The sequence below is a fragment of the Flavobacterium sp. 1 genome (genome assembly GCF_002797935.1).
In the GTDB taxonomy this organism is placed as follows: domain Bacteria; phylum Bacteroidota; class Bacteroidia; order Flavobacteriales; family Flavobacteriaceae; genus Flavobacterium.
Genome location: NZ_PGER01000001.1, coordinates 672,356 through 697,995, shown reverse-complemented (window position 1 = coordinate 697,995; position 25,640 = coordinate 672,356). Strand labels below are relative to the sequence as shown.

Here is a 25,640-nt window from a genome sequence, read left to right as displayed (position 1 = left end):
TATTATGCTGAAAATTGGAGTATTAGGTGCTGGACATCTAGGTAAAATACATTTGCGTTTATTACAGCAATCTGAAAAGTATGAATTAGTTGGTTTTTATGACCCCAATCTAGAAAACGCCGAAAAAATAAACAAAGAATTTGGTTACAAAAATTTTAATACAATTGCAACATTAATCCATGCGGTTGATGTTATTGACATCGTTACCCCTACTCTTTCTCACTATAAATGTGCCAAAGTAGCCATCAAATCAGGAAAACATGTTTTTATTGAAAAACCCATTTCCAATACCATTGAAGAAGCTGAAGAAATTATAGCATTAGCAAAAGAATTCAATGTTAAAGGTCAAGTTGGTCATGTTGAAAGATTCAATCCAGCCTTCATCGCTACCAAAAACATGATCGAAAATCCAATGTTTATTGAAACGCATCGATTAGCCGAATTCAATCCCCGCGGTACTGATGTTCCTGTTGTTTTGGATTTAATGATACACGATATTGACGCCATTATGAGCGTTGTTAAATCAAAAGTAAAAAACATCAGCGCTAGTGGTGTCTCTGTTATAAGTGATACTCCTGATATTGCTAATGCCCGAATTGAATTCGAAAATGGCTGTGTGGCTAATTTGACCGCTAGCAGAATTTCAATGAAAAACATGCGCAAATCAAGATTTTTTCAAAAAGATGCTTACATCTCAGTTGATTTCTTAGAAAAAAAATGTGAAGTGGTTAAAATGAAAGATGCACCAGAAGTTCCTGGTGATTTCGATATGATTTTGCAAAATGCTGAAGGAGTAAAAAGACAAATCTATTTCTCTAATCCAGATGTACTGCAAAACAACGCTATTCTTGACGAATTAGAAACATTTGCTGATGCGATTAATAATGATACAACTCCAATTGTAACATTGGAACAGGCAACTGATGCATTGAGAGTTGCCTATCAGATTATTGATTGTTTTAATAAGTAAAAATTAATAAATCCTACTAAAGTTTAAGGTTTAAAGTCTATTGTTAGATTTTAAGTTTTAAACTTTTTTAACTTATAAATATTTAAAAAATGAAAATTATTGCTGTAATCGGTGCTGGAACTATGGGTAACGGAATTGCCCATACTTTTGCGCAAAGTGGTTTTACCGTAAAATTAATCGATGTTTCCGAAAAATCATTGGATAAAGGAATGACAACAATATTTGCTAACTTAGACCGAATGGTTTCAAAAGGAACTATAACCGAAGAAGACAAAGCTAAGACAATTACCAATATTATTACTTATACTGATATTAAAGACGGCGTTGTAGGAGCAGATTTAGTTGTCGAAGTAGCAACTGAAAATGTAGATTTAAAACTAAATATTTTCAAGCAATTAAACGAAGCATGTTCACACAATACTATTTTGGCGACCAATACTTCTTCCATTTCTATTACTCAAATAGGAGCAGTTGTTGCGCATCCAGAACGTGTTATAGGCATGCACTTTATGAATCCTGTGCCTATCATGAAACTAGTAGAAATCATTCGTGGTTACAACACTAGCGACGAAGTGACAAACATTATCATGAAATTATCCGAAAAACTGGGTAAAACTCCTGTTGAAGTAAACGATTATCCTGGTTTTGTGGCAAACAGAATTTTGATGCCTATGATTAATGAGGCTATCGAAACACTATACAATAAAGTAGCTGGTGTTTATGAAATTGATACTGTTATGAAACTCGGAATGGGACATCCGATGGGGCCTTTACAACTAGCCGATTTTATTGGTCTTGATGTATGTCTTGCAATATTGAATGTAATGTACGACGGCTTCAAAAACCCTAAATATGCCCCTTGCCCTTTATTGGTAAATATGGTGAGAGCAGGAAAATTAGGCGTAAAATCAGGCGAAGGTTTTTACGATTATAGCCAAAGTAAAAAAGCGGAGAAGATTTCGAAACAGTTTGTTTAATCTTTAATTAATCAATGTCATGTCCATCCAACAAAACCTCCTCAATATAAAATCCACTCTACCGGAGCATGTTACTTTAGTAGCGGTTTCCAAAACCAAACCCGTTCCTGATCTGATGGAAGCCTATAATGCTGGTCAGCGCATTTTTGGCGAAAACAAAATCCAGGAAATGGTCGATAAATGGGAACAAATGCCCAAAGATATCGAATGGCACATGATTGGACATGTACAAACCAATAAGGTCAAATTTATGGCTTCTTTCGTGAGCTTGATTCACGGAGTGGACAGTTTGAAATTATTGGAAGAAATCAACAAACAAGCCTTAAAAAACAATAGAATTATAGATTGTTTGCTACAAATATACTTAGCCGAAGAAGAATCAAAATTCGGACTTGACGAAGATGAACTGTCAGCACTCCTAGCCTCTCCGACTTTTAAAGAGATGAAAAACATCCGAATTGTTGGTTTGATGGGAATGGCTACTTTTACGGATAATCAAAACCAAATCAAAAAGGAATTCACGCATTTGAAATCAATTTTTGATGAATTACATAACAACACACAACGTAGAGACGGATTGCAGTCCGTCTCTACAACATTGAACACGTTGTCAATGGGAATGTCAAGTGATTACCAATTAGCAATCGCATGCGGCAGCACAATGATTCGGATTGGAAGTAGTATCTTTGGAGGACGATAAAATATTTCAATTGCAAAAATCAATGGCAATTGCAAAAATCAATTTTAAAAATAAAAATGAATATCAATAAACCAAAATTTGCAAAAATATTCAATTTTGAAGACCGATTAGTAAGATTTGCTGGAGAGTGCATCATTTTTAGCCGTAAATTAGAAAAAACATTTGAACCTGATTACTATAAAAATCAACTTATTAGATCATCAGGTAGTTCTTCTTTAAATTATGGTGAAGCTCAAGGTACAATTACTGACAAAGATTTTATTTTTAAAATTTCATTGAGTATAAAAGAACTTAAAGAATCTAGAAATTCTTTAAAAATTCTTGATTATATAAAGGCTGGAATTGAAGAAGAAAGAAATGATTTATTAACTGAAGTTGAAGAATTAATAGCTATTTCTTCAAAAATGATGAATAATAAAAGAATATAAAAATCAATTGAAAAATTTAAAATTGATTTTTGATATTGTAATTGATTTTTGATATTGAATATGTACGCAATACTCGACATAGAAACCACAGGAGGACAATTCAACGAAGAAGGGATAACAGAGATTGCTATCTATAAATTTGATGGACACGAAATCGTAGATCAATTCATCAGTTTAATCAATCCTGAAATTCCCATTCAGCCCTTTGTTGTCAAACTTACAGGCATAAATAATGAAATGCTTCGTGGCGCACCAAAGTTTTTTGAAGTAGCCAAACGTATTATCGAAATGACAAACGACTGTGTTCTTGTCGCTCATAATGCCTCTTTTGATTATAGAATTCTCCGCACGGAATTTCGTCGTTTGGGTTATGATTTCAATATAAAAACCCTTTGTACTGTTGAATTATCCCAACGTTTATTACCCGAACAACCCTCTCATAGTTTAGGAAAACTAGTCAGAGCGTTAGGAATCCCAATGGCCGACAGGCACAGAGCCAATGGTGATGCCTTGGCAACAGTCAAACTCTTTAAGATGCTTTTGGATAAAGATTTGGAGAAAACTATCACAAAAGAGCTCATCAAATTTGAAGTTATCAAAGGAGTTTCTCCAAAATTATTAGACATAATCGAAAGTCTGCCTTCCAGAACAGGAATTTATTACATCCATCGAGAAGATGGGACTATTATATTTATTGGCCAAAGCAAAAACATCAAAAAAAGAGTCAATCAGCATTTTACAGGAATAACCAGCAGTGCCAAGAAAATCCAATCCGAAGTCTTTACGGTAACTTTTGAGGAAACAGGCAGTGAATTAATCGCATTATTAAAAGAAGCCGAAGAAATAAAGAAAAACCGCCCCATTTACAACCGAATGGCACGCAAAAACACTTTGTCTTGGGCTATTTATGCCGAAAAAGACCAAAACGGATATTTAAATTTAAACCTTCAAAAAGCCGATGGCCGTAAAAAAGAGATAACAGCATTTGCAAACCAGCAGGAAGGGAAAAATGCTCTCAATCACATTACAGCCAGTTATCAGCTGTGCCCAAAACTCACTGGTCTTTCTGCATCAAAAACTCCCTGCGCACAGCATGAGAACAATCAATGCGATGGCGCCTGCATAGGACAAATAACCGCTGAGGAATACAATTCGAGAGTTCAAGTTTTCATCGATAAAAACCTTTTCGATAACAAAAACATGATTATCATTGACAGAGGAAGAAAAACAGGGGAACATAGTGCTATATTAATCGAAAAAGGAATTTGCAAAGGATACGCATTTTACGATTTAAATTACCAGATCATAAACCCAGAAATCTTAAAAAACATCTTAATTCCAATACCAAATAATAGAAACACCAGAGCTTACATTCAAGGCTATTTGAGAAAAAACAGGGTGCAGAAAATTATTAATTTTTAACATCAAAAAATTTCCAAAAGTAAAAAGATTAGGAGCTAATCCAGCTGTACACTACAACTCCTCATTATTCCAGCAGTTTTTCTAAGGCATAAAAGGAGCCATTTGAGCTACCCTCTCTTTTGGAGAGGGGTCGGGGGGTGAGGAGTCGCTCTTTTATACCAAGAAAAACTAACTAGAATAATTCCGGGGTTTTCGTTACCATCTGGGCTAAAAAAGAATATGAAATATTTGATTACCGTAGTTGGACCAACAGCCATAGGGAAAACTGCCTTAAGCATAGACTTGGCCAATCACTATAATTGCGAAATTGTTTCCTGCGACAGCCGACAGTTTTTCAAGGAAATGACTATTGGAACAGCAGTACCCAGTCCTGAAGAATTGGCTTCGGCGACACACCATTTCATCCAAAACAAATCTATTTTTGACAATTATACCGTAGGTGATTTTGAAAAAGAAGCACTTATAAAAATAGAAGAATTGTTCGAAAACAATGATTACGCAATACTTGTTGGAGGTTCGGGATTGTACGTAGACGCCATTTTAAAAGGCTTCGACGAATTTCCTGCTATAGATTCTAACGTTCGGGATAGCGTGAATTTAAATTACGAAAATCAAGGAATCGAATATTTACAAAAACAGTTAGAAACACTCGATCCCATATATTTCCAAAAAATAACTTTAGAGAATCCGCAAACCTTACAAAACCCGCAACGGATGATGCGATTTGTAGAAGTCTGTCTTGGAACTGGCAAACCGTATTCATCATTTTTAAATCAAAAGAAAAACAACCGCAATTTCACTCCAATCATCATTGGTCTCGAAGCTGACAGAAACGTAATTTACGATAGAATAAACCAGCGAGTGGATATTATGCTCAATCAAGGACTTTTGGCGGAAGCCCAATCATTATATCAACACAAAGAACTAAACGCCTTGCAAACGGTTGGCTATCGAGAATTATTCAGTTTTTTTGACGGGGACTTTACATTGCCATTTGCCATCGAAGAAATCAAAAAAAACACCCGAAGATTTTCAAAACGGCAACTTACCTGGTTCAAGCGAAATGAAAATACCAAATGGTTTGATTATTTGACCAATCGAACGGAAATAATTGAGTACATAAATAATCAAACAGAAATCAAAAATCGTTAATCTTCAATCTAAAATTATAAATCTCCATGCCAATAGATCCAAATTTTGCATCCATATTAAGTAGAGACTGGGAAATTAATTTTACCCAATGCACCCCAAATGGCTATCTAAAATATACTGATTTATGCAATTTACTGCAATTAACGGCAGCTGCTCATTCCGAAGTGGGAGGAATCAGCTTCACCGATATGCAGGAATTCAACCAAGCTTGGGTTTTGAGCAGAATGCGTGTAGAAATTACCGAGTTACCCAAATGGAGAGACGTTGTAACGGTAAAAACATGGATCAATTCTCTAGAAAATTCTCGTTCTGTACGTGCACTTGAAATGTATGTAAACGGCAAAAAAATAATAGGATCCGAAACCTTTTGGGCTGTTTTTAATACCAAAGCCCGAAGACCTGAACCCTTGGCACTGCCATACGAACATTTTGAATTGTATCCAGAAGATAAAGCAACTGAAATGGGATTTTCAAAAATAAACCTACCCCAGGAAAAAGAAGAAATTTTTGAAAGAACCGTTTCCCTATCCGATTTAGATATAGTTAACCACGCTAATAATGTAAAATACTTAGAATGGTGCTTGGATCTTGTTGATGAAAATAAAATACTGTCTCAACAAATAAAAAGTTTTGAAATGAACTTTTTAAAAGAACTCTCTCTCAAAGATAAAGTAATAATCCACGAATGCGTCAATGAAACTGACGTAGTTTTTAGTATCACCAAAGATGACAAAACCTGTTTTGCATTACAAGTAAATTGGAAATAAAAAAAGCTTCGGAACTAAACCGAAGCTTTTTGCTTTTTTATGAGAAATCAATTGATTATTTTGCTTTTACAACTAATCTGAACCCTTCACCATGAATGTTTAAAATCTCAACATCCTCATCTTGTTTCAGATATTTTCTTAGTTTAGCAATATAAACATCCATACTTCTAGAGGTAAAATAGTTATCATCTCTCCATATTTTTGTTAAAGCCAATTCTCTTGGCATCAAATCATTTTCATGCAGAATTAACATTTTAAGCAATTCATTCTCTTTTGGAGATAACTTAATAGGCTCTTCGTCACTGAATGTCAAGAAGCGAAGTTTTGAATTTAGGTGAAATTTACCAACATTAAATTCAAATTGAACAACTTCTGTTTTCACATCAGATGCTTTTCTTTGAATGATGGCTTTAATTTTCATCAATAAAACTTCAGAATCAAAAGGTTTATTTAAATAATCATCAGCACCAGCTTTATATCCTTTTAAAACATCCTCTTTCATAGATTTTGCTGTGAGGAAAATAATAGGCACATCATTATTTTTTTCTCTTATTTCTTTTGCCAAAGTATAACCGTCTTTGTATGGCATCATTACATCCAGAATGCATAAATCATAAGTATCCTTTTTGAATTTTTCAAATCCTTCCATACCATTTTTAGCCAAAACAACTTCAAAATCATTTAGCATTAAATAGTCTTTTAGAACTGCACCAAAATTAAGGTCATCTTCTACTAATAGTATTTTTTTATTTGCGTTTTCCATACTCTAATTTATTAAAGGTAATTTTATAATGAAGGTACTTCCTTTTCCCTTTTCACTTTCTACATATATTTGACCATTATGGTCGTCTACAATTCTTTTTACATAAGCCAGACCCAAACCGTGGCCCTTTACATTATGTATATCTCCTGTATGCTCTCTGTAAAATTTTTCAAAAATTCTTTTTTGAGCAATTTTACTCATACCAACCCCATTGTCTTTTATTTTAATAAGAACCATATCTTTAATGTTCTCCGTATAAATATCAATTTTAGGAATTTCAGGAGTATACTTTATTGCATTTTCCAAAACATTAACTATTACATTTGTAAAATGCACATCATTCAATAAAACTACTTTTCTAATAGCTCCAAAATGGGTTGCAATAGTCCCTTCTCTATCTTCAAGAATCAAACTTACATGTTCGATAGCATCATTGATGACTTCTTCGATATCACTGGATTCCTTAATAATATTCAGTTCTTTCTTCTCTAATTTTGAAATCCTTAGTACATTTTCGACTTGAGCATGCATTCGTTTATTTTCGTCCCTAATCATTTCTAGGTACTTAAACACTTTTTCTTTGTCATCAATAATCTTAGGATTCCTGATGGCGTCCAAAGCTAAATTTATTGTTGCAATTGGAGTTTTAAATTCATGCGTCATATTATTAATAAAATCGTTTTTGATTTCAGAAATCTGTCTTTGACGTATTAACTGATTTAAAGCTGATGTATAAGCAATTATAATGATCAATGTAAAAATAATAGACAATATTGTAATGCTCACCAATTGTGATAATAAGAACTTCTTTTTATGCGGGAAAGCAACAAACAGTTTATACTTCTCATTACCTTCATTATCTGTAAATACCGGTATGGAATAAGTAATAGCTTTATCGTATACAAAATTATTTGATTTTATTTTTGTTACTATTCCATTACTTAAAATTCCAAATTCAAATCTGGTTTTTACTCCATACTCTTCTAATTCTTTCTTGATTAATTTATCTAGTGCCTCATTAGAAACCCTATCTTCAAGAGGCATTGCCGATAAAATATCTTTATTTGAAATTTCAAAAATAAACTTATCTAAAATCCCTAAATTCCCAACTTTCTCAATCTTAACATCGGGTACTAGGCTTTGATTAACCGCAGAATTATCAATCGAACTGTTATTATAAATTTCTGTTATCCGGTTAGAACTAAAGCTTTTAAATTTATTATTATCAAATTTTTTATCAAATGAGGGTAAAGAAATATTGTAATTTTTAGATTTAACATTGTTAGAATATACAATAGTTTTATTTGTTTTTGGATTTTTTTGAACATAATAAAACTCCATTAAATCCTCCTCTTTCGGAGCTATTCCTGTACTGTCTATTTTTTTGTTAATTTTATTATAAAAACTATAAAGCTCATGCTGTTCGAGTTTTTGAGCGACATTTCCTAAAACCTGTTTAACATGAAACTTAAATTGTTCGTCATTATTCCTAAATGAGGTATTAAACCAATACACTTGTACAAGAATTATCCCGATCAGGGATAGACTCATTAACATTACAAGTAATCTAAAAAATAGTTTATTCATTCAAGCAAAATTAATATTTTAACAATATAATAAATAATACATTAACCAAAGATTAACATTTAAGAGTTCATTTGTTTAATTCTTAAAAATTTAAGAATTTTAACAATTCCTAAGTTTAAAGCCTCCTTAGTAGTGTTTTCAATAATAAAATCACTTTTTGATGATTTTTCCTCATTATTCCACTGGTTTTTTATTCTTTCTAAAACTTTTTCGCGTGTTGTTTTATCCCTGTCAATCACTCTTTTAATCCTAATTTCGAGGGGAGCAACTACATTTATAATAAAATCACACTCTTTATAACTGCCACTTTCAAATAAAATTGCACTTTCATAAATAATGTAGGGATCTTTTTTATGCTCTAATAGCCATTGCTTGAAATCCTGCTTCACAGCAGGGTGGACAATATTGTTAAGTTTGGTCAAACTACCGGAGTCATTAAAAACAATTTCGGATAATTTCCCTCTGTTTAGGAGACCATTCTCAAAAACATCATCTCCAAATTCTGCTCGAATCTGACTTAAAACAGAATCAGTCTGCATTAATTTTTTTGCTTCCAGATCTGTTATGTAAACTGGTATTCCATGAGCAGCAAATTCATTGGCAACAGTAGTTTTTCCGCTTCCAATTCCTCCCGTTAAACCAATTATCTTCGTCATACTATATTTTAAAAAATAATTCAGGGAACGCTTTTTTAGGATCTTCCTTTAATACAATTACTTTAATATAAGATTTTAGAAAACCCAATCCGTAACCATAAAATTGTTTCCAAACGGCAATTAATGATAAATACCCAATTTTAATACTCTTATTCTGTATAGAGGATAACAAAAACAATGCCAAGAAATAGCAAAAATAAATTTTAAGAAGAATATCTTGATTAAAAACCAGTAATCCTAAAGATACAAAAAAACCTATTATAAAAACCGTTGGGAAGAAAAAAGTTAATTTGCTGTATTGTGGATACCAGCTATTGAGTATTGGCCTTGCTTTACCAAATTTACTTACTTGTACAGTAAATTTATCCCAATCAATTCTTCTTTTGTGATACACGAATGCATTTCTAATAAGTCGGGTTTCATATCCCATTTCCCACAACCGAATGGATAAATCAGGATCTTCACCAGGATGAATATTTCCAAATCCGCCTGAAGCTTTAAATGCTTTATTAGATAAGCCCATATTAAAACTCCTTGGCTGGAACTTTCCAATTTTCTCAGAACCCCCTCTAATTCCTCCTGTAGTCAAAAAAGAAGTCATCGTAAAATTAATAGCTTTTTGAATATCCGAAAAACTGTCTAACGCTTTATCCGGACCTCCAAAACAGTCTACATAATCTTCTTGTAAAGCTTTTTCAACTTCGCTCAAATAATTAGACGGAATAATACAATCGGAGTCAAAAATTATAAAATAATCTCCTCTGGCTTTAGTCATTCCATAATTTCTGGAATCTCCAGGACCAGAATTCTCTTTATAGTAATACGAAATATCCAGTTGGTCACCGTACTTTTGTGCAACATCCTGACATCGGATTGTGGAACCATCCTCTATCAGCACAATTTCAAATATTTCCTTATAAGTCGATTTTGCTAAACTTTCTAATAATTCATCAACTTCATCAGGACGATTATAAACAGGAATGATCAATGAAAACAACATAATAGTATTGAGTTATTATTTTTTTTTATTTAAATTTCGGCAAAGGTACTTCTTTATCAACAAAAAAACCATCATAAACAATGATGGTTTTATATAACAAGTACCTAAATCTCTCTATTCAAACATCTCCATTACTTCTTGACTGACTCCCATATTGGAGAATCCTCCATCGTGTAATAAATTTTGGAGTGTTACTTTTCGAGTCAAATCGGAGAACATGACAACAATATAATCTGCACATTCGGCAGCGGTAGCGTTGCCTAATGGAGACATTTTATCAGCAAAGGCAATAAAACCTCCAAATCCTTTGACACCTTGACCTGCTCTAGTTGCAGTCGGAGATTGTGAAATCGTATTGACTCTCACTTTTTTGTCTCTGCCAAAGAAATATCCAAAACTTCGTGCGATTGATTCAAGAAATGCTTTATTATCGGCCATATCGTTATAATCAGGAAATACACGCTGTGCTGCCATATAAGACAAAGCAATGATACTTCCCCACTCATTCATGGCATCTTTTTTGTACAAAACCTGCATCAGTTTATGAAAAGAAACAGCAGAAACATTCCAGCCTTTTTCTGTGTATTCATAATTCTGATTCGTATAATGATTTCCTTTTCGGACATTAACTGACATACCGATAGAGTGCAGCACAAAATCGATTTTACCTCCAAGTATTTTAACTGCTTTTTCAACCAACGCTTCCAAATCGGTTACCGAAGTGGCATCAGCAGGAATAATCTGGCAACCAATTTTTTCAGCCAACGCATCAATACTTCCCAATCGCATTGCCGCTGGAGCATTAGTCAATACAAAAGTGCCTCCTTCTTCGTGAATGCGCTCTGCAGTCTTCCATGCAATAGAATTTTCATCCAAAGCACCAAAAATAATTCCTCTTTTTCCTTTCAATAAATTATACATATTTTTTAAAATAAAGTTATAAAAAAACACCTTATTTCCTTGATTTTAAATTATCAAGCCATAAGGTGTTTTTAAAAATTATAAAATTGATTATCTAATTAAGATATACTTGGAATTTTAACTAACTCGTTTGTATCGGCTTCGTAATCTACTCCATCAAAACCAAAACCAAATAAATTATAGAAATCACTTCTGTATCCTTCTAAATCTCCAATTTCAGCTAAATTTTCTGTTGTAGCCTGATTCCAAAGCGCCGCCACTTGTGACTGAACATCCTCACGCATTTCCCAATCATCAACACGAATTCTGCCTTTTTCATCAGTAATCATTGGCTCACCTGTATACAATCTTTGCTGATACAATCTTTGAATTTGCTCAATGCATCCTTCGTGAATTCCTTTTTCTTTCATTATTTTATACAATAAGGAAATATACAATGGAATTACCGGAATTGCAGAACTAGCCTGAGTTACCAACGCTTTATTTACAGAAACATAAGCCTTCCCATTAATATCAGTTAAACTATCTGAAATTGTAAATGCAGTTGCTTCTAAGTGATCTTTGGCACGGCCGATTGTTCCTTTTCTATAAACTGCTTCAGTTAATGATGGACCGATATAAGAATAAGCTACTGTTGTTGCTCCTGGAGCCAATAGATTTTCAGCCTTCAAAGCATCAATCCACATTGCCCAATCTTCGCCCCCCATTACAGCAACTGTATTGGTGATATCTTCTTCAGTAGAAGGCTCAATAGAAACCTCTGAAACTTTTCCTGTATGAAAATCTACTGTTTTATTGCTAAATGTTTGTCCAATTGGTTTTAAAGTTGAACGGTGTAAAACTCCTGTATTTGGATTTAAACGTACTGGTGAAGCAAGACTGTATATGATTAAATCAACTTGACCTAAATCAGCTTTAATAAGATCTAATGTTTGTCTTTTTACTTCATTCGAAAAAGCATCTCCATTGATGCTTTTTGCATACAAACCAGCTTTATGAGCTTCATTTTCAAAAGCAGCTGAATTGTACCAGCCTGGAGATGCTGTTTTCCCTTCTGCAGGTTCTTTTTCAAAAAACACTCCGATTGTTGCAGCGTCAGAACCAAAAGCGCTGGTTATTCTGGATGCCAAACCAAAACCAGTTGAAGCTCCAATAACCAATACTTTTTTAGCCCCCGCTATAATTCCTTTTGATTTTACATATTCAATTTGATTTTTAACACTTTGCTCACTCCCTTTTGGCTGGGCAGTCAAACAAATAAATCCCCTCATTCTTGGTTCTATAATCATAATCCTTTATACGTTAATTTATATTGTAATTTTTTAAATTAAATTGAATGTTCTTATTTTTTTAAATTGAATGGGCAAATATAGCCCAATTATTTAGTTCAACAAGGCTTTTGCATGATTTAAGGCTGAATCCGATATAACGGTTCCTGACAGCATTTGTGCAATTTCTACCACTCTTTCTTCGGCAGTCAGTAATTTTAATTCTGATTGAGTGCCCTCGCCAACAGTAGATTTGAATACTTTGAAATGTTCTGTTCCCTTAGCTGCAATTTGCGGTAAATGCGTTATTGCAAATATCTGCATCCGAGTGCTCATTTCTTTCATAATCTCACCCATTCTATTGGCAATTTCTCCAGAAACTCCTGTGTCAATCTCATCAAAAATCAAAGTCGGCAGTTTTGAATATTGTGCCAAAATAGCTTTTACAGCAAGCATAATTCGGGACATTTCACCTCCTGAGGCTACTTTCTTTAACAACCCAAAATCAGTTCCTTTATTCGCAGAAATTAAAAACTGCAACTCATCTTTTCCATTTTCAAGATAAGCGGAAGATTCATTTAATTCCATTTTAAATCGAACGTTAGGCATTCCCAAAGTTTCTAATATTGCAATTAATTTTTGTGATAACAAAGGAATTGCCTGCAGTCTATTATTATGTATGGCATCGCAAATTTGATCCAGCTGCTTTGTATTAGCATCAACTAATGCCGTCAATTTGGTAATCTCTTCATCAATATTTCCTAATTCTAATACTGAATTTTCTAAAGTATTCTGGATTGCAATTAACTCATCAACTGTACTCACTTGATGTTTCTTTTGCAGATTATAAATCAATTGCAATTTCTGATTAATCAAATTTAACTGCTCCGGATCATTGATTAATTTTTCAGAACAGCGGTTTAACTCAATTGCGATGTCATCAAACTCGATTTTTAAACTTGTAATCCTTTCAAATAACAAATTATAATCAGATGAAAAAAGAGCAATTTTTTGAATAGCATTTTTAATTTCATTCAAATTATGCATTACGCCTATTTGTTCTTCATTTGCAATAGCTAAAGACTTATCAAGGGATTCTTTGATAATCTCCACATTATTCAATTGCTCATAATTTTCTTCAAGAACTTCTTGTTCGCCAGATTTTAATTTAGCTCCAACCAATTCCTCCAAAAGAAAAGTATTGTATTCCTGCTCTTTAGACGCTTCTGCTTTTCTTTTAATTAAAGCATTTAATTTGCTTTTATCAGCTTTATACTTTTTTAATTCCGATTGATATGAATTGATTACATCTAAATTATTTGCAATAGCGTCAATAATTTTAAACTGCACCGCTTCATCAGACAATTCTTGAGTTTGCTGCTGCGAATGAATGTCAATCAAAAACAAACCTAATTCTTGCAGTTCTTGTAAATTTACAGGGCTGTCATTTATAAAAGCTCTTGATTTTCCAGAAGGTAAAATTTCTCTGCGGATAATGGTATCATCTTCATAATCCAAATCATTTGCTTCAAAAAAAGGGCGAAGATTGTATTTGGATATCTCAAAATGGGCTTCAATCACACATTTATTTTCTTTATTTTTAAGCGAAGTTAAATCAGCTCTTTTTCCCAAAGCCAAACCTAAAGCGCCTAGTATTATCGATTTACCAGCACCAGTTTCTCCAGTAATTATCGAAAAACCCTTCGAAAAATCGATTGTTAATTTCTCAATTAACGCATAGTTTTTTATAGCTAGTGAAGTTATCATTAATTAAATTTATAAGTATAGATTGGGTTAATTGAAAAGAAATTTTTTAAGGCTAATATTTTAATGATTGCCATTTACTTGAATTTGACGGAGAAGTTCTATTTAGACTATCAACCATCTCATTTATAGCAATACTTGGTCCACCAGTAAATACAGACACAATTTCATCTGATTTTGAATCCATAAAAACACGCAATAAATAGGAATTGGGTTTGGTTTCATTCAGTTTAGCTAAGTTCATCAAAGAACCTTTAATGGTTTCTTTAGCCTTTTTAAGATCTTGGCTCATTACATCAAGACCTGAATAATACTGCTGGCTTGATTGTCTTATCTCTGCATAAGTGGGAGACAATAAATCATTGATTAAAAAATACCTGCTCAATGTTCCGTCAGATTGATTCCATCCTTTATATCCTCCCTGCTGCGCCAAATTTGCAATATTAAGCGCTTCTTTAAAATAACGATCTCCAACGAATGGAACAAAAGTATCGGCATCCATTCCTAAAATCACATAAGAATAAAACGATAAAACAGATACCAAGTTAGAAGCATAGCTGGTTGGAATGTATATTAGATTCTCAAATTCTGTATAATTAAAAGTAAAATCTTTATCATTTATATTCAAAACTGGAGAGGAATAAGTTGAATTATAAATATTTCTTGAAGACTGTACTTGAATATTTGCAACAAATTGATCTGAGCCGTAACTGGATATCGTTATATACATTGAACAGTTTATTCTTTCCTTTTGCGGAAGCATTTGCCCAGTCCAATCGGTTTTATTTACAAATTCATTTATGGCAGTTTCTAATGTTTTAAAGACCTGCTGATTTGCATTACTTATTTTTTGAGTATTTAAAGTTACAGTACAATTCAACTGCTGGGCTTGAATAAAGCCACACCCTAAAAATAAAAATAAGATAAATTTAATCATAAAAATGTGCTATTACTTTATTCAAAATATCATCGGCTACAGCTTCTTTAGATTTTAAATCCAAAGGTTCAATATGAAAAGCATTATCAATAAAGGTAACTTTATTAGTAGGTTTACCAAAACCTGCCCCTTCATCCTGAAGCGAATTTAAAACTATCAAATCTAAGTTTTTTTTCTGAATTTTTGCTTTAGCATTCTCAATTTCATTTTCAGTTTCTAAAGCAAAACCAATAAGAAATTGATTTTGCTTGAATTCTCCAAACGAAGCTAAAATATCCTTGGTTTTTTCAAGCTCAATTGTAAAATCATTAGCATTCTTTTTTATTTTCTGATTTGCAACATTTTTAGGCCTGTAATCTGCAACGGCCGCAGCGGCTATTACAACATCCATATCCTTATAATATTGATGGCAGGCATCATACATTTCCTGAGCAGAAACTACTGGAATGACATGAACCAAAGGATGATTTATTTTACAATGTGTTGGTCCAGAAACCAGTGTTACTGCAGCACCTAAATTTGCTGCACTTTGAGCTATATCAAATCCCATCTTTCCTGAAGAATGATTTCCAATAAAACGCACAGGATCAATTGCTTCGTATGTAGGACCTGCAGTAATCAGTATTTTTTTTCCTTTTAAAGGCAATTTACTTTCAAGATCTGATTCTAAAAAAGAAACAATGTTTTCAGGCTCTGCCATTCGGCCTTCTCCAGATAAACCACTGGCCAATTCACCATTTTCAGCTGGTATCATTGTATTACCAAAAGCCTTCAATATTGCAAGGCTTTCAATAGTAGAAGGGTGTATATACATGTCTAAATCCATCGCTGGAGCAAAATACACTGGACATTTTGCAGATAAGTAACAAGCAATTAACAGATTATCACATAATCCGTTTGCCATTTTAGATAAGGTGTTGGCTGTTGCTGGCGCAATGAGCATTATATCTGCCCAAAGCCCTAATTCTACATGGCTATTCCACTGTTCATTTTTTTCGTCTTTATTATAAAATTCAGAAAAAACAGGGTTTTTAGACAGTGTAGATAAGGTAAGCGGCGTTATAAAATCCTTAGAAGCAGGTGTCATTATCACTTGGACATGTGCACCTGCTTTTATGAAGAGTCTAACTAATGAGGCCGTTTTATACGCAGCAATTCCACCAGTAATACCCAGCAAAATTTTTTTTCCGCTTAAAACTGACATTAGTATAGATTATTTATTTGAATCTCTATGGTAAATTTTGCCATCTAACCATTCTTGAACAGCTAAGGCATGCGGTTTTGGAAGTTTTTCATAAAATTTAGAAACTTCGATTTGTTCTTTATTTTCGAAAACTTCTTCTAAACTATCATTGTAAGTAGCAAATTCTTCTAATTTCTCAGTCAATTCTTTTTTGATTTCAGAATTGATCTGATTTGCTCTTTTAGCCATAATTGTTATCGCCTCATACACATTTCCAGTAGGTTCTTCAATAACTGTTTTGTTGTAAGTTATTGTATTTACCGGAGCATTTGTCTTTTTTAAATCCATGACTTTTTTTATTTATTAAACTTTTGTAATTCAATATCAATTTTAGCTAACCTATCGTCAGCTTCACTTTTGAATTCTGTGTTTGGTTTAAATTTAACCAAATTATTGTAACAGGTTTTAGCAGTAACCAACCTTTCTTGCATTTTCATTAAAATACTGTTCATTGCTAATAAATATGCAGCATCTAATTTATAATACAATGCTTTTTCTTTATAGGAAGTCCCAGGGTAATCTGCTATAAAATTATCAAAAGCTATTAATGCTGATTTGTAATTTGAAATTTTATAATACTCGAATGCATTTTCATAAACTTTACGCTCAATCTTATCATTCAGCTTTTTTGATGTTGCATTAGCCTCAGCAATATATTTCGAATTTGGATAACGATCAATAAATGCCTGAACCTTTTCAATAGCTTTAAAAGTATCTGTCTGATCTATACTGTAAACTGGAGACAGCATAGCATAACTCTTAGCCCCCAAATACAAACATTCTTCAGCTTTCTCACTTTTTGGATAACCAGAATTAAAATTATCAAATTGATATCCTGCTAAATAATACTGTTTTGTTTTATATAAAGATTGTGCATACATATAAAATAACTTTTCTCCTTGCGGCTTCCCTCTATAAGATGGTGACAATTGCTCAAAAAGACGAATTGCTTTTGAATACTTGCCTGCATCATATAATTTTGTTCCAACCTCAAACTTAAAAGCTACGTCCTCTTTCTTTAATGCTTCTTGATATTCACCACAAGAACTAAAAAACAAAACTACAAGCAATACAGATATTATTTTTTTCATTTCATTCACTGATTTTAATTTTATTGCCTAGTGTATATACGCAGTAAAAGCCACCAAAGTTAGGTGGCAAATTTAGTTATTAATTTAGCTATTACAAAATATTTCTTTAGTTAAAAAAAACGGTCAAATTTTAAGTATTTTTTACCATTTTTTTTACAAAAATTTCCAATCGATTGGATAGTGATTCATCTACAGAAACCAATGGTAAACGCAATACATTTTCTGAAATACCAAGAATCTTAAACACTTCTTTGATTCCTGCCGGATTACCTTGCTCAAAAATCATATCAATGCAATTGGATAACAGATACTGAAGTTTATAAGCATCATCTACTTTTCTATTTAATCCTAATCGGATCATTTCGGAAAATTCTTTTGGAAAACCCTGACCAATTACAGATATAACTCCTGATCCACCCGCTAAAACAATCGGAAGCGCAATCATATCATCACCCGAAATCACTAAGAAATCTTTAGGCTTATCTTTTATAAGCTGCATTGCCTGAACTAAATCTCCAGCAGCTTCTTTTATAGCTACAACATTTTCAAAATCATTTGCCAATCTGATAACGGTTGACGGCAGCATATTGCTGGATGTTCTTCCTGGCACATTGTATAGAATTACAGGAATCGGCGAGGCTTCAGAAACTGCTTTAAAATGCTGGTATATTCCTTCTTGACTTGGCTTATTATAATAAGGCGAAACAGATAAAATCGCTTCAAACGCTGACAAATCTCTTGTGCGCAGCTCCTCTACAACTTTTAATGTATTATTACCTCCCACTCCAAGAACTAATGGCAGTCTGCCCGCATTCACTTCAATTACCGTAGCTATAACCAGTTCTTTTTCATCTGCTGACAATGTAGCATTTTCTGCTGTAGTGCCGAGCACAACAAGATATTCAACCCCGCCGTCTATCGAAAAATTCACAATTCTTCTTAAAGCTTCAACATCAATTGTAAAATCGTTATTAAACGGTGTTACTAGGGCAACTCCTGTTCCTATTAATGATTGCATAATTTAAATTATATTTTGTTTAATATTTTTAAGTACCGAAATAACTCATGAGTAAAACCTTTATAATCTTCTATATCTATGTTTATCAACAAATGATTCAGTCTTTTATCTACAGCTGAAAAACCAGCTTTAAATTTTGCCTTAGATTTATTTGTTAAAAGCAACAAAACTGGCTTCTCCTCATTGTAATAATTAATTAATAAATCAAACTCATCCGAAATAAATTCATTTATTCCCTGTTCCGTAAATTCGCATTTCAGGTTTAAATTTTTCAAGCTGAATGTTGGATGAGAATATACTTCTTTGTCTTTTAAATTATCACGATAAGCAATAATTTTTATATTATCTTCTACAATTCCATTCCGAATAATTTCTTGCTTTAATGCATTTGTTTCTAAAAAAAGGCTTTCATCTATAATCAAACCTATACGCATAACAGAACTGCTTAAAGACTCTTCCTTAACGTTCTGCAGTTGTTTTTTTAAGGTTTTTTTTAATAAAAAGCGCTTTATATAATTTAAAAACATAGTACTTTTACAAGATTACAAATTTAATTATTTAAGTTAATTTAAGATGGTAAATTTAAAAAACTACAACCACTTTTTAAAACTTTTTGTTATATTCTTAACATTTGTTTCTATTATTTCTTGCAGTGACAAAAGTTTTAGTGTCACAAAAATTGAAAGCAAACAAATTTCGATTACTGGCAAAGAAAATCAAAATACTGACATAGAAAACTTTATCTCCCCATACCGTGCGAAAATAAACAGCGATCTCGACAAGGTTCTTGCATATAATCCCGAAACTTTGGATAAAAGCAAAGGAAAATGGCAAACTACTATTGGTAATTTCATCGCAGATGTCACTTTAGAGAAAGCAAACTTCGTTTTTAATAAAAGGGAAAACAAAAATGTAGATATATGTTTACTTAATCATGGCGGCATACGCTCTATCCTGCCCAAAGGAAATGTTACTTCAAGAACAGCCTATGAAATAATGCCATTTGAAAACAGTCTTTTTGTTGTTTCTTTAAAAGGCGATCAGGTTAAGGAAATAGCCGATTTTATTATTGCTGATAAAAAACCGCATCCTCTCGCTGGCCTTACCTTTAGCATTGATAAAAACAATCAATCCAAAAATATTTTAGTACAAGGCAAGCCTTTAGAAACTAATGCTGTCTATTATGTTGCAACAAATGATTATTTAGTTAATGGCGGAGACAATATGGCTTTCTTCCAAAAAGAAATTCAAAAATTTGATTTAGAATACAAACTAAGAAATATTTTGATCGATTACTTCAGTGAAACAGACACTATCACTGTCAAAAATGACATCCGAATATTGGCAGAATAATTTCTAGATATACATAAAAAACAATTTAACGACTCATAAATTCAATAAATTTTCAAAGCAAAATCCCAATGAAAAGAAGAGATTTTATCGAAAAAACGGCCGCCGGCACTGCATTATTAAGCTTGGGATTATCTTTAAGCAGTTTCAAATCAGAATCTGTTGAGCATTTAACCATTTTGCACACTAATGATGTTCATAGTTACATAGACCCTTTTCCAGCAGATCATCCAAGAAACCCAAATATGGGAGGTGTTTCTAAAAGAGCTTCGATTATAGAAAAAATCCGTCTCGAAAACCCTAATGTACTGCTTCTTGATGCGGGCGATATTTTTCAGGGAACTCCGTATTTTAATTACTATGGAGGAGAACTCGAATTCAAGTTAATGAGCATGATGAAATACGATGCCGCAACAATTGGAAACCATGATTTTGACAATGGCTTAGAAGGTATTGCTGCGCAAATGCCACATGCCAGCTTTGAATTTATTTCTTCAAACTATGATTTAAAAAACACCCCAATGGACGGATATACTAAACCGTACAAAATTTTCAACAAGCAAGGAATCAAGGTGGGCGTTTTCGGTCTTGGAATAGAACTATCCGGCTTAGTGGACAAAAAGAACTATAAAGAAACTGTTTATAACAACCCTGTTGAAACCGCACAAGACATGGTTCGGATTCTAAAACAAGAAAAAAAATGTGACCTAATCATTTGTTTGTCACATTTAGGATATAAATACAATACAGAACCTGATAAAATCTGCGATTTAAAACTAGCCGCTTTAACTAAGGATATTGACCTGATTATTGGCGGACATACCCATACTTTTTTAGACAAACCTACTATTGTAAAAAATCTTGAACAAAAAGAAGTTTTGGTAAACCAAGTGGGATGCTATGGAATTAATTTAGGCCGAATTGACTTTTATTTTGATTCCAATAAACAAATAAAAACTCAAGGAAAATTAATAGTCGTTTAAATCCTCAATTACTTTATCTTTCTCTAATAAATAGCTTACCATAAAGAAATACGATAAAAATTGAGTGATTAAACTAACAAAAGTAAAGACATAATTATAAAAATAAAATTTATATATAATAAAAAATATATCCGTAATTATAAAACAAATACACATTAACATGCCATTAAAGAAAGCATAACTCCCGCTTTTGATATAGTTTATGATTGAAATGATACTCAAAACGCTCAAAATTATCCCAAAAAACACATACAATGAAAAATCAAGTTCTAAATTTTCGAGTTCTAAGTTTAAAACGGAATAACAAATAGCTCCAATTCCAAGAATCAAAATAAAAATAGACAGACTGTCTTTATAACTAAATTTCAAATATTTAAATTCTTTTTGCGCTAAATACAAAAGCAAAACATAAACCATCAAGACAGATAAGAAAGACCCCATTGCAGATTCACTAATATTAAGCGTGGTAAAGACATCTCTCAGAAAAAGCAGCAAGAAAATCAATCCTTTAATAAAGGTAATCCTGTAATTATTGGATACTAAATAATAAATAAACAACGAAGGAACTATAATTGATTTACCACACAGAACTAAACCTTCATAATCCAATAACTTAAATAGTATAACCAATACTGAAGTTACAAAAAACAATATAAGGGATGGAGTACTAGCTTTCATTCAACATTATTATAAATTGGTCTTCTGAAATTATTTTCACGTTCAGTTTATTTGCTTTTTCTAACTTAGCAGGTCCCATATTATCTCCAGCAACAACAAAATCCGTTTTGGAGGATATGGAGCTACCCACTTTACCGCCATTATCTTCAATAGCCTTTTTTAAATCATCTCTTGAAAATTGAGCAAAAACCCCTGAAACAACAAATGTTTTTCCGATGAATTTCTCTGTTGCGTTTGGATTTATTTTTTCGACAATTTCAAACTGAACGCCATAACTTTTTAATCGTTCAATTATTTTCTTATTTTCTTCATTCTCAAAAAATTCAATTACGCTTTGAGCAATTCTTTCTCCAATTTCATCAACTAAAATCAAATCCATTAAAGAAGCCTGACTTAAAGCATCAACATTTTTGTAATGTTTGGCTAATTTCTTGGCAACAGTTTCTCCAACAAAACGTATTCCTAATGCAAACAAAACGCTTTCAAACGGAATTTCCTTAGATTTTTCAACGCCATTTACCAGATTTTCGGCTGATTTTTGCGCCATTCTTTCTAAGTGTAAAATATCTTCTACTTTTAATTCATACAAATCGGCATAATTATGAACTAAATTATTTTTGAAAAGCAAAGCAACCGTTTCCCCTCCAAGCCCTTCAATATCCATTGCTTTTCTCGAAATGTAATGCTGAATTCTGCCAATAATCTGCGGAGGACAGCCATAAAAATTTGGACAATAATGATTCGCTTCACCTTCGTTACGAACCAATTCGGTCTCGCATTCCGGGCAATGGGTGATGTATTTTGTAGCTTCTGAATTTTCAGGACGCTTCTCTAAATCTACAGCAATAATTTTAGGAATAATCTCCCCTCCTTTTTCTACAAAAACAGTATCATTTATTCTAATATCTAGTTTTTCTATTTGATCGGCGTTATGCAATGAAGCTCTTTTGACGATAGTTCCAGCCAATTGTACTGGTTCAAGATTAGCAACTGGTGTAATAGAACCTGTTCTTCCTACTTGATATGAAATTGAATTTAATTTGGTCGAAACCTGCTCCGACTTAAATTTATAAGCGATGGCCCAGCGTGGCGACTTAGCGGTATAACCCAATTCTTCCTGATGACGAAAATCATTTACTTTTATTACCACGCCGTCAGTTTCATAAGGCAATTCATGACGATGCGTATCCCAATATTCGATAAACTCAAAAACTTCTTCTAAGTTCTTGGTCAATTTAGCTTCGGTTGGCGCTTTAAATCCCCAGCTCCTTGCCTGATCAAGTCCTTCATACTGCGATTTAAAAGGCAAATTTGGACCAATTAGAAAATAAAGCAAACAATCCAAGGGACGCTTGGCAACTTCAGCACTGTCCTGCAATTTTAAACTTCCCGATGCTGTATTTCTAGGGTTCGAATATGGCGTTTCTCCAATTTCGATTAAATCTTGATTCATTTTTTCGAAACCTGCAAAAGGCAAAATGATTTCTCCGCGAATAGCAAATTGCTCAGGATAATCGCCTTTCAACTGCAACGGAATGGATTTGATTGTTTTTATATTATTCGTCACATCATCACCTTGAAAACCATCACCACGCGTCACGGCTCGTTTCAATTTACCATTTTCATAGGTAATACTTATAGAAGCTCCATCGTATTTTAATTCACAGGTATATTCTAATGGTACGTTCCCTAAAACTTTCTGAATTCGGTTTTCCCAATCAATCAAATCTTCCTTTGAATAGGAATTATCCAGTGAATACATACGGTATTCATGCGGAATAGTTTTAAAATTTTTAGTAACCGTACCTCCTATTCTTTGTGTAGGCGAATTGGCATCAAAAAATTCGGGATGTTTATTTTCTAAATCTTGAAGCTCCTTCAATTTCATATCAAACTCATAATCAGACAATGTTGGTTTATCCAACACATAATAATTATGATTGTGAAGATTGAGTTCTTCTCTAAGCGTTTGTATGGTTTCCTGTATATTCATAAAACAAAAAATTGGCTATTCTAGTCGATTAAATAATCTACCAAAATAACCAATTTAAAGTTTAAAAATCAAATTTAAGACTCTATAATCATATTAATTTGATTGTATAATTGTCCATCACTCAAAATTGAACCTTGCTGAATCAATTGAAAAATGGAAAGATTGCGTTCCTCAGTAAATTCTTTTTTACCAGTTTTCATTTCAATTGTTTCCGTAAACATATTGTCACTCAGCCATTGCAGTCCGTCTTTTGATAAAAAATCAACATCGGGAACCAATGATTTCAAAACGATTGATTTTATATATGTATCAAAACAATGAAACAGAAAGATATGATTTTTGGAGAAAAATTCCAAATAAACAGCTCTGGTCAAAACACCTTCCCAAACTAAATCTGAAAAAACATCCAGCTCTTGTTCGGCAACTTCTGGTTTTTCTGCTTTGATTTGATCCCATTCGGCTTTATCAATTGTTTGAGTTGCCAAAAAATTAGTAAACTCCTGCGTTAATTCTTCAAACTGTTCTTTGGTTAACCTAGAATATTTCATTTTTTTCAATAATTATTTTAAACAAAAAAAATCCCGATCTCGTTTTTTAGAACGAGACGGGATTTTAATCTATAGAATTAAAAAATTATGCTTTTTCAGCAACAATTTCGTATGCTAATTCAACGATTACATCTCTGTGTAATCTTACTGAAGCAGTATATTTACCAGTACGTTTAACGATACCAGAAGTGATGAATTTTCTATCAATTACTTGACCGCCTTTAGCTAAAGCTTCAGCGATATCAATGTTTGTAATAGAACCGAATAATTTTTCACCACCTGCTTTAGCAGAAATTTTAATTTCGATTGCTTTCAAAGCTTCAGCCAATGCTTTTGCATCTGCTACAACTTTAGCTTCTTTGTGTGCTCTTTGTTTTAGGTTTTCAGCCAATACTTTCTTTGCAGAAGAAGTAGCTAAATGAGCAAATCCTTGTGGGATTAAAAAGTTACGACCATAACCGTTTTTTACAGTTACTACATCATCTTTAAATCCTAAATTTTGAACATCTTTTCTTAAAATAAGTTCCATGTTGTTGTCCTTTTTTATAGAAGTTAGGTTTCATATGTTTTGATGTTACTTTTTATAGGTAACATATGTTATCGCTTATTTTTATTTGTGTTTGTTTACAACAAACTCTTTATTGATAGCGATTTCATATTTCAGAAAACCAACAACTGTTAATTTTTAATTATTTTAATAAATCGGCCACGTATGGCATTAAAGCTAAGTGGCGAGCTCTTTTTACAGCTACAGACACTTTTCTTTGGTATTTCAATGAAGTTCCTGTTAAACGGCGAGGAAGAATTTTCCCTTGCTCATTCACGAATTTCAATAAGAAATCAGCATCTTTATAATCGATATATTTGATACCTGATTTTTTGAAACGACAATACTTTTTAGTTTTGTTAGTTTCTATGTTCAAAGGCGTAAGATATCTGATATCCCCGTCTTTTTTTCCTGAAGCAGATTGTTGTAATGTTGCCATGATAATTAAGCTTTTTGAGATTTAAGTTTTGCTCTTCTTCTTTCAGCCCAAGAGATAGCATGTTTGTCAAGACTTACAGTTAAGAAACGCATAACTCTTTCGTCACGTCTGAATTCAGTTTCAAAAGCAATAAGAACTTCTCCTGATACTTTGAATTCGAACAAATGGTAAAAACCACTTTTCTTGTTTTGGATTTCGTAAGCCATCTTTTTAAGACCCCAGTCTTCTTTAGATACCATTTCTGCTCCTCTACTAGTAAGAAAATCTTCAAATTTGCTTACTGTTTCCTTTACCTGAACTTCAGATAAAACGGGATTTAAAATGAAAACAGTTTCATAATGATTCATAAAAATTTTATTTATTTGTTAAATTGGGTGCAAAAGTAATCTTTTTTTTAAACAAACAAGTGCTATCTAAGTATAATCGACAAACGGTGGA

Annotated in this window: 28 protein-coding genes; 9 read left to right on the top strand and 19 right to left on the bottom strand. The window is 32.7% G+C overall.

Annotated elements, in window-relative coordinates; genetic code table 11:
• The first annotated feature begins 4 nt into the window (after positions 1–4).
• From CLU83_RS03065 to CLU83_RS03035, 7 genes are all read left to right on the top strand, one after another.
• Positions 5–970 carry a Gfo/Idh/MocA family protein gene (locus CLU83_RS03065; RefSeq protein ID WP_100430259.1) on the top strand — a complete coding sequence of 322 codons (966 nt, stop codon included), beginning with the start codon at positions 5–7 and terminating at the stop codon, positions 968–970.
• Between the two features lie 89 nt (positions 971–1,059).
• A complete protein-coding gene (locus CLU83_RS03060; RefSeq protein WP_100430258.1) occupies positions 1,060–1,947 on the top strand; it encodes a 3-hydroxyacyl-CoA dehydrogenase family protein in 888 nt (295 codons plus the stop codon).
• Between the two features lie 19 nt (positions 1,948–1,966).
• Positions 1,967–2,647 (top strand): YggS family pyridoxal phosphate-dependent enzyme, encoded by a 681-nt coding sequence (locus tag CLU83_RS03055; protein ID WP_100430257.1) that lies wholly within the window; start codon positions 1,967–1,969, stop codon positions 2,645–2,647.
• A 29-nt stretch (positions 2,648–2,676) separates the two neighbouring features.
• The gene (locus CLU83_RS03050) at positions 2,677–3,075 is read left to right on the top strand and encodes a four helix bundle protein (protein ID WP_369828748.1); all 399 of its coding nucleotides are present in this window, start codon (positions 2,677–2,679) and stop codon (positions 3,073–3,075) included.
• Positions 3,076–3,135: 60 nt separating this feature from the next.
• The gene (locus CLU83_RS03045; RefSeq protein WP_100430255.1) at positions 3,136–4,497 is read left to right on the top strand and encodes an exonuclease domain-containing protein; all 1,362 of its coding nucleotides are present in this window, start codon (positions 3,136–3,138) and stop codon (positions 4,495–4,497) included.
• Positions 4,498–4,716: 219 nt separating this feature from the next.
• Positions 4,717–5,649 carry a tRNA (adenosine(37)-N6)-dimethylallyltransferase MiaA gene (gene miaA, locus CLU83_RS03040; RefSeq protein ID WP_100430254.1) on the top strand — a complete coding sequence of 311 codons (933 nt, stop codon included), beginning with the start codon at positions 4,717–4,719 and terminating at the stop codon, positions 5,647–5,649.
• 26 nt (positions 5,650–5,675) lie between these two features.
• The gene (locus CLU83_RS03035) at positions 5,676–6,416 is read left to right on the top strand and encodes an acyl-[acyl-carrier-protein] thioesterase (RefSeq protein ID WP_100430253.1); all 741 of its coding nucleotides are present in this window, start codon (positions 5,676–5,678) and stop codon (positions 6,414–6,416) included.
• Positions 6,417–6,471: 55 nt separating this feature from the next.
• Here CLU83_RS03035 and CLU83_RS03030 read toward each other — a convergent pair whose 3' ends face one another.
• The 13 genes from CLU83_RS03030 to CLU83_RS02970 form a co-directional block, all read right to left on the bottom strand.
• Positions 6,472–7,179, bottom strand: a complete 708-nt coding sequence (locus tag CLU83_RS03030) for a response regulator transcription factor (RefSeq protein ID WP_100430252.1) — start codon at positions 7,177–7,179, stop codon at positions 6,472–6,474.
• Between the two features lie 3 nt (positions 7,180–7,182).
• Positions 7,183–8,766 carry a sensor histidine kinase KdpD gene (locus CLU83_RS03025; RefSeq protein ID WP_100430251.1) on the bottom strand — a complete coding sequence of 528 codons (1,584 nt, stop codon included), beginning with the start codon at positions 8,764–8,766 and terminating at the stop codon, positions 7,183–7,185.
• Between the two features lie 59 nt (positions 8,767–8,825).
• Positions 8,826–9,422, bottom strand: a complete 597-nt coding sequence (coaE, locus tag CLU83_RS03020) for a dephospho-CoA kinase (RefSeq protein WP_100430250.1) — start codon at positions 9,420–9,422, stop codon at positions 8,826–8,828.
• Between the two features lies 1 nt (position 9,423).
• The gene (locus CLU83_RS03015; RefSeq protein ID WP_100430249.1) at positions 9,424–10,422 is read right to left on the bottom strand and encodes a glycosyltransferase family 2 protein; all 999 of its coding nucleotides are present in this window, start codon (positions 10,420–10,422) and stop codon (positions 9,424–9,426) included.
• Positions 10,423–10,536: 114 nt separating this feature from the next.
• The gene (locus tag CLU83_RS03010) at positions 10,537–11,343 is read right to left on the bottom strand and encodes an enoyl-ACP reductase (protein ID WP_100430248.1); all 807 of its coding nucleotides are present in this window, start codon (positions 11,341–11,343) and stop codon (positions 10,537–10,539) included.
• Positions 11,344–11,441: 98 nt separating this feature from the next.
• Positions 11,442–12,632 carry an enoyl-ACP reductase FabV gene (gene fabV, locus CLU83_RS03005; RefSeq protein WP_100430247.1) on the bottom strand — a complete coding sequence of 397 codons (1,191 nt, stop codon included), beginning with the start codon at positions 12,630–12,632 and terminating at the stop codon, positions 11,442–11,444.
• Positions 12,633–12,725: 93 nt separating this feature from the next.
• Positions 12,726–14,378, bottom strand: coding sequence for a DNA repair protein RecN (recN, locus tag CLU83_RS03000; protein ID WP_100430246.1), 1,653 nt, complete (start codon positions 14,376–14,378; stop codon positions 12,726–12,728).
• A 52-nt stretch (positions 14,379–14,430) separates the two neighbouring features.
• Positions 14,431–15,312, bottom strand: a complete 882-nt coding sequence (locus tag CLU83_RS02995; protein ID WP_100430245.1) for a DUF4835 family protein — start codon at positions 15,310–15,312, stop codon at positions 14,431–14,433.
• Positions 15,305–16,516 (bottom strand): bifunctional phosphopantothenoylcysteine decarboxylase/phosphopantothenate--cysteine ligase CoaBC, encoded by a 1,212-nt coding sequence (gene coaBC, locus CLU83_RS02990; protein WP_100430244.1) that lies wholly within the window; start codon positions 16,514–16,516, stop codon positions 15,305–15,307. Before coaBC ends, CLU83_RS02995 begins: the two co-directional genes overlap by 8 nt.
• 9 nt (positions 16,517–16,525) lie before the next feature.
• On the bottom strand, positions 16,526–16,843 hold the full coding sequence (locus tag CLU83_RS02985) for a DNA-directed RNA polymerase subunit omega (RefSeq protein ID WP_026709525.1): 318 nt from the start codon (positions 16,841–16,843) through the stop codon (positions 16,526–16,528).
• Positions 16,844–16,851: 8 nt separating this feature from the next.
• The gene (locus tag CLU83_RS02980) at positions 16,852–17,646 is read right to left on the bottom strand and encodes an outer membrane protein assembly factor BamD (protein ID WP_100433590.1); all 795 of its coding nucleotides are present in this window, start codon (positions 17,644–17,646) and stop codon (positions 16,852–16,854) included.
• A gap of 130 nt (positions 17,647–17,776) precedes the next feature.
• On the bottom strand, positions 17,777–18,664 hold the full coding sequence (gene dapA / locus CLU83_RS02975) for a 4-hydroxy-tetrahydrodipicolinate synthase (protein ID WP_100430243.1): 888 nt from the start codon (positions 18,662–18,664) through the stop codon (positions 17,777–17,779).
• A gap of 8 nt (positions 18,665–18,672) precedes the next feature.
• The gene (locus CLU83_RS02970) at positions 18,673–19,191 is read right to left on the bottom strand and encodes a hypothetical protein (protein ID WP_100430242.1); all 519 of its coding nucleotides are present in this window, start codon (positions 19,189–19,191) and stop codon (positions 18,673–18,675) included.
• A gap of 46 nt (positions 19,192–19,237) precedes the next feature.
• Here CLU83_RS02970 and CLU83_RS02965 point away from each other — a divergent pair, with 46 nt between their 5' ends.
• Both CLU83_RS02965 and CLU83_RS02960 read left to right on the top strand, forming a co-directional pair.
• Positions 19,238–20,017 (top strand): 5'-nucleotidase C-terminal domain-containing protein, encoded by a 780-nt coding sequence (locus tag CLU83_RS02965; protein ID WP_100430241.1) that lies wholly within the window; start codon positions 19,238–19,240, stop codon positions 20,015–20,017.
• A gap of 68 nt (positions 20,018–20,085) precedes the next feature.
• A complete protein-coding gene (locus CLU83_RS02960; protein ID WP_100430240.1) occupies positions 20,086–20,997 on the top strand; it encodes a bifunctional UDP-sugar hydrolase/5'-nucleotidase in 912 nt (303 codons plus the stop codon).
• On the opposite strand, the gene CLU83_RS02955 is transcribed toward CLU83_RS02960, so the two are convergent.
• The 6 genes from CLU83_RS02955 to rpsF all read right to left on the bottom strand — a co-directional run bounded on the left by CLU83_RS02955 (position 20,983) and on the right by rpsF (position 25,549).
• Positions 20,983–21,675 carry a hypothetical protein gene (locus CLU83_RS02955; protein ID WP_100430239.1) on the bottom strand — a complete coding sequence of 231 codons (693 nt, stop codon included), beginning with the start codon at positions 21,673–21,675 and terminating at the stop codon, positions 20,983–20,985. The genes CLU83_RS02960 and CLU83_RS02955 overlap by 15 nt on opposite strands.
• The gene (ligA, locus tag CLU83_RS02950; RefSeq protein ID WP_100430238.1) at positions 21,665–23,668 is read right to left on the bottom strand and encodes an NAD-dependent DNA ligase LigA; all 2,004 of its coding nucleotides are present in this window, start codon (positions 23,666–23,668) and stop codon (positions 21,665–21,667) included. The genes CLU83_RS02955 and ligA overlap by 11 nt, the downstream gene beginning before the upstream one ends.
• Positions 23,669–23,742: 74 nt before the next feature.
• Positions 23,743–24,216: a DUF6495 family protein gene (locus tag CLU83_RS02945; protein ID WP_100430237.1), complete on the bottom strand. Its 474-nt coding sequence runs from the start codon at positions 24,214–24,216 to the stop codon at positions 23,743–23,745.
• An 85-nt stretch (positions 24,217–24,301) separates the two neighbouring features.
• Entirely contained in the window at positions 24,302–24,745 is a 444-nt protein-coding gene (gene rplI, locus CLU83_RS02940) for a 50S ribosomal protein L9 (RefSeq protein WP_100430236.1), read from the bottom strand.
• Positions 24,746–24,905: 160 nt separating this feature from the next.
• Complete coding sequence (gene rpsR, locus CLU83_RS02935; protein WP_007138295.1) at positions 24,906–25,202, bottom strand: 30S ribosomal protein S18; 297 nt, start codon at positions 25,200–25,202, stop codon at positions 24,906–24,908.
• Between the two features lie 5 nt (positions 25,203–25,207).
• Positions 25,208–25,549: a 30S ribosomal protein S6 gene (gene rpsF, locus CLU83_RS02930; RefSeq protein ID WP_077370382.1), complete on the bottom strand. Its 342-nt coding sequence runs from the start codon at positions 25,547–25,549 to the stop codon at positions 25,208–25,210.
• Between the last annotated feature and the right edge of the window lie 91 nt (positions 25,550–25,640).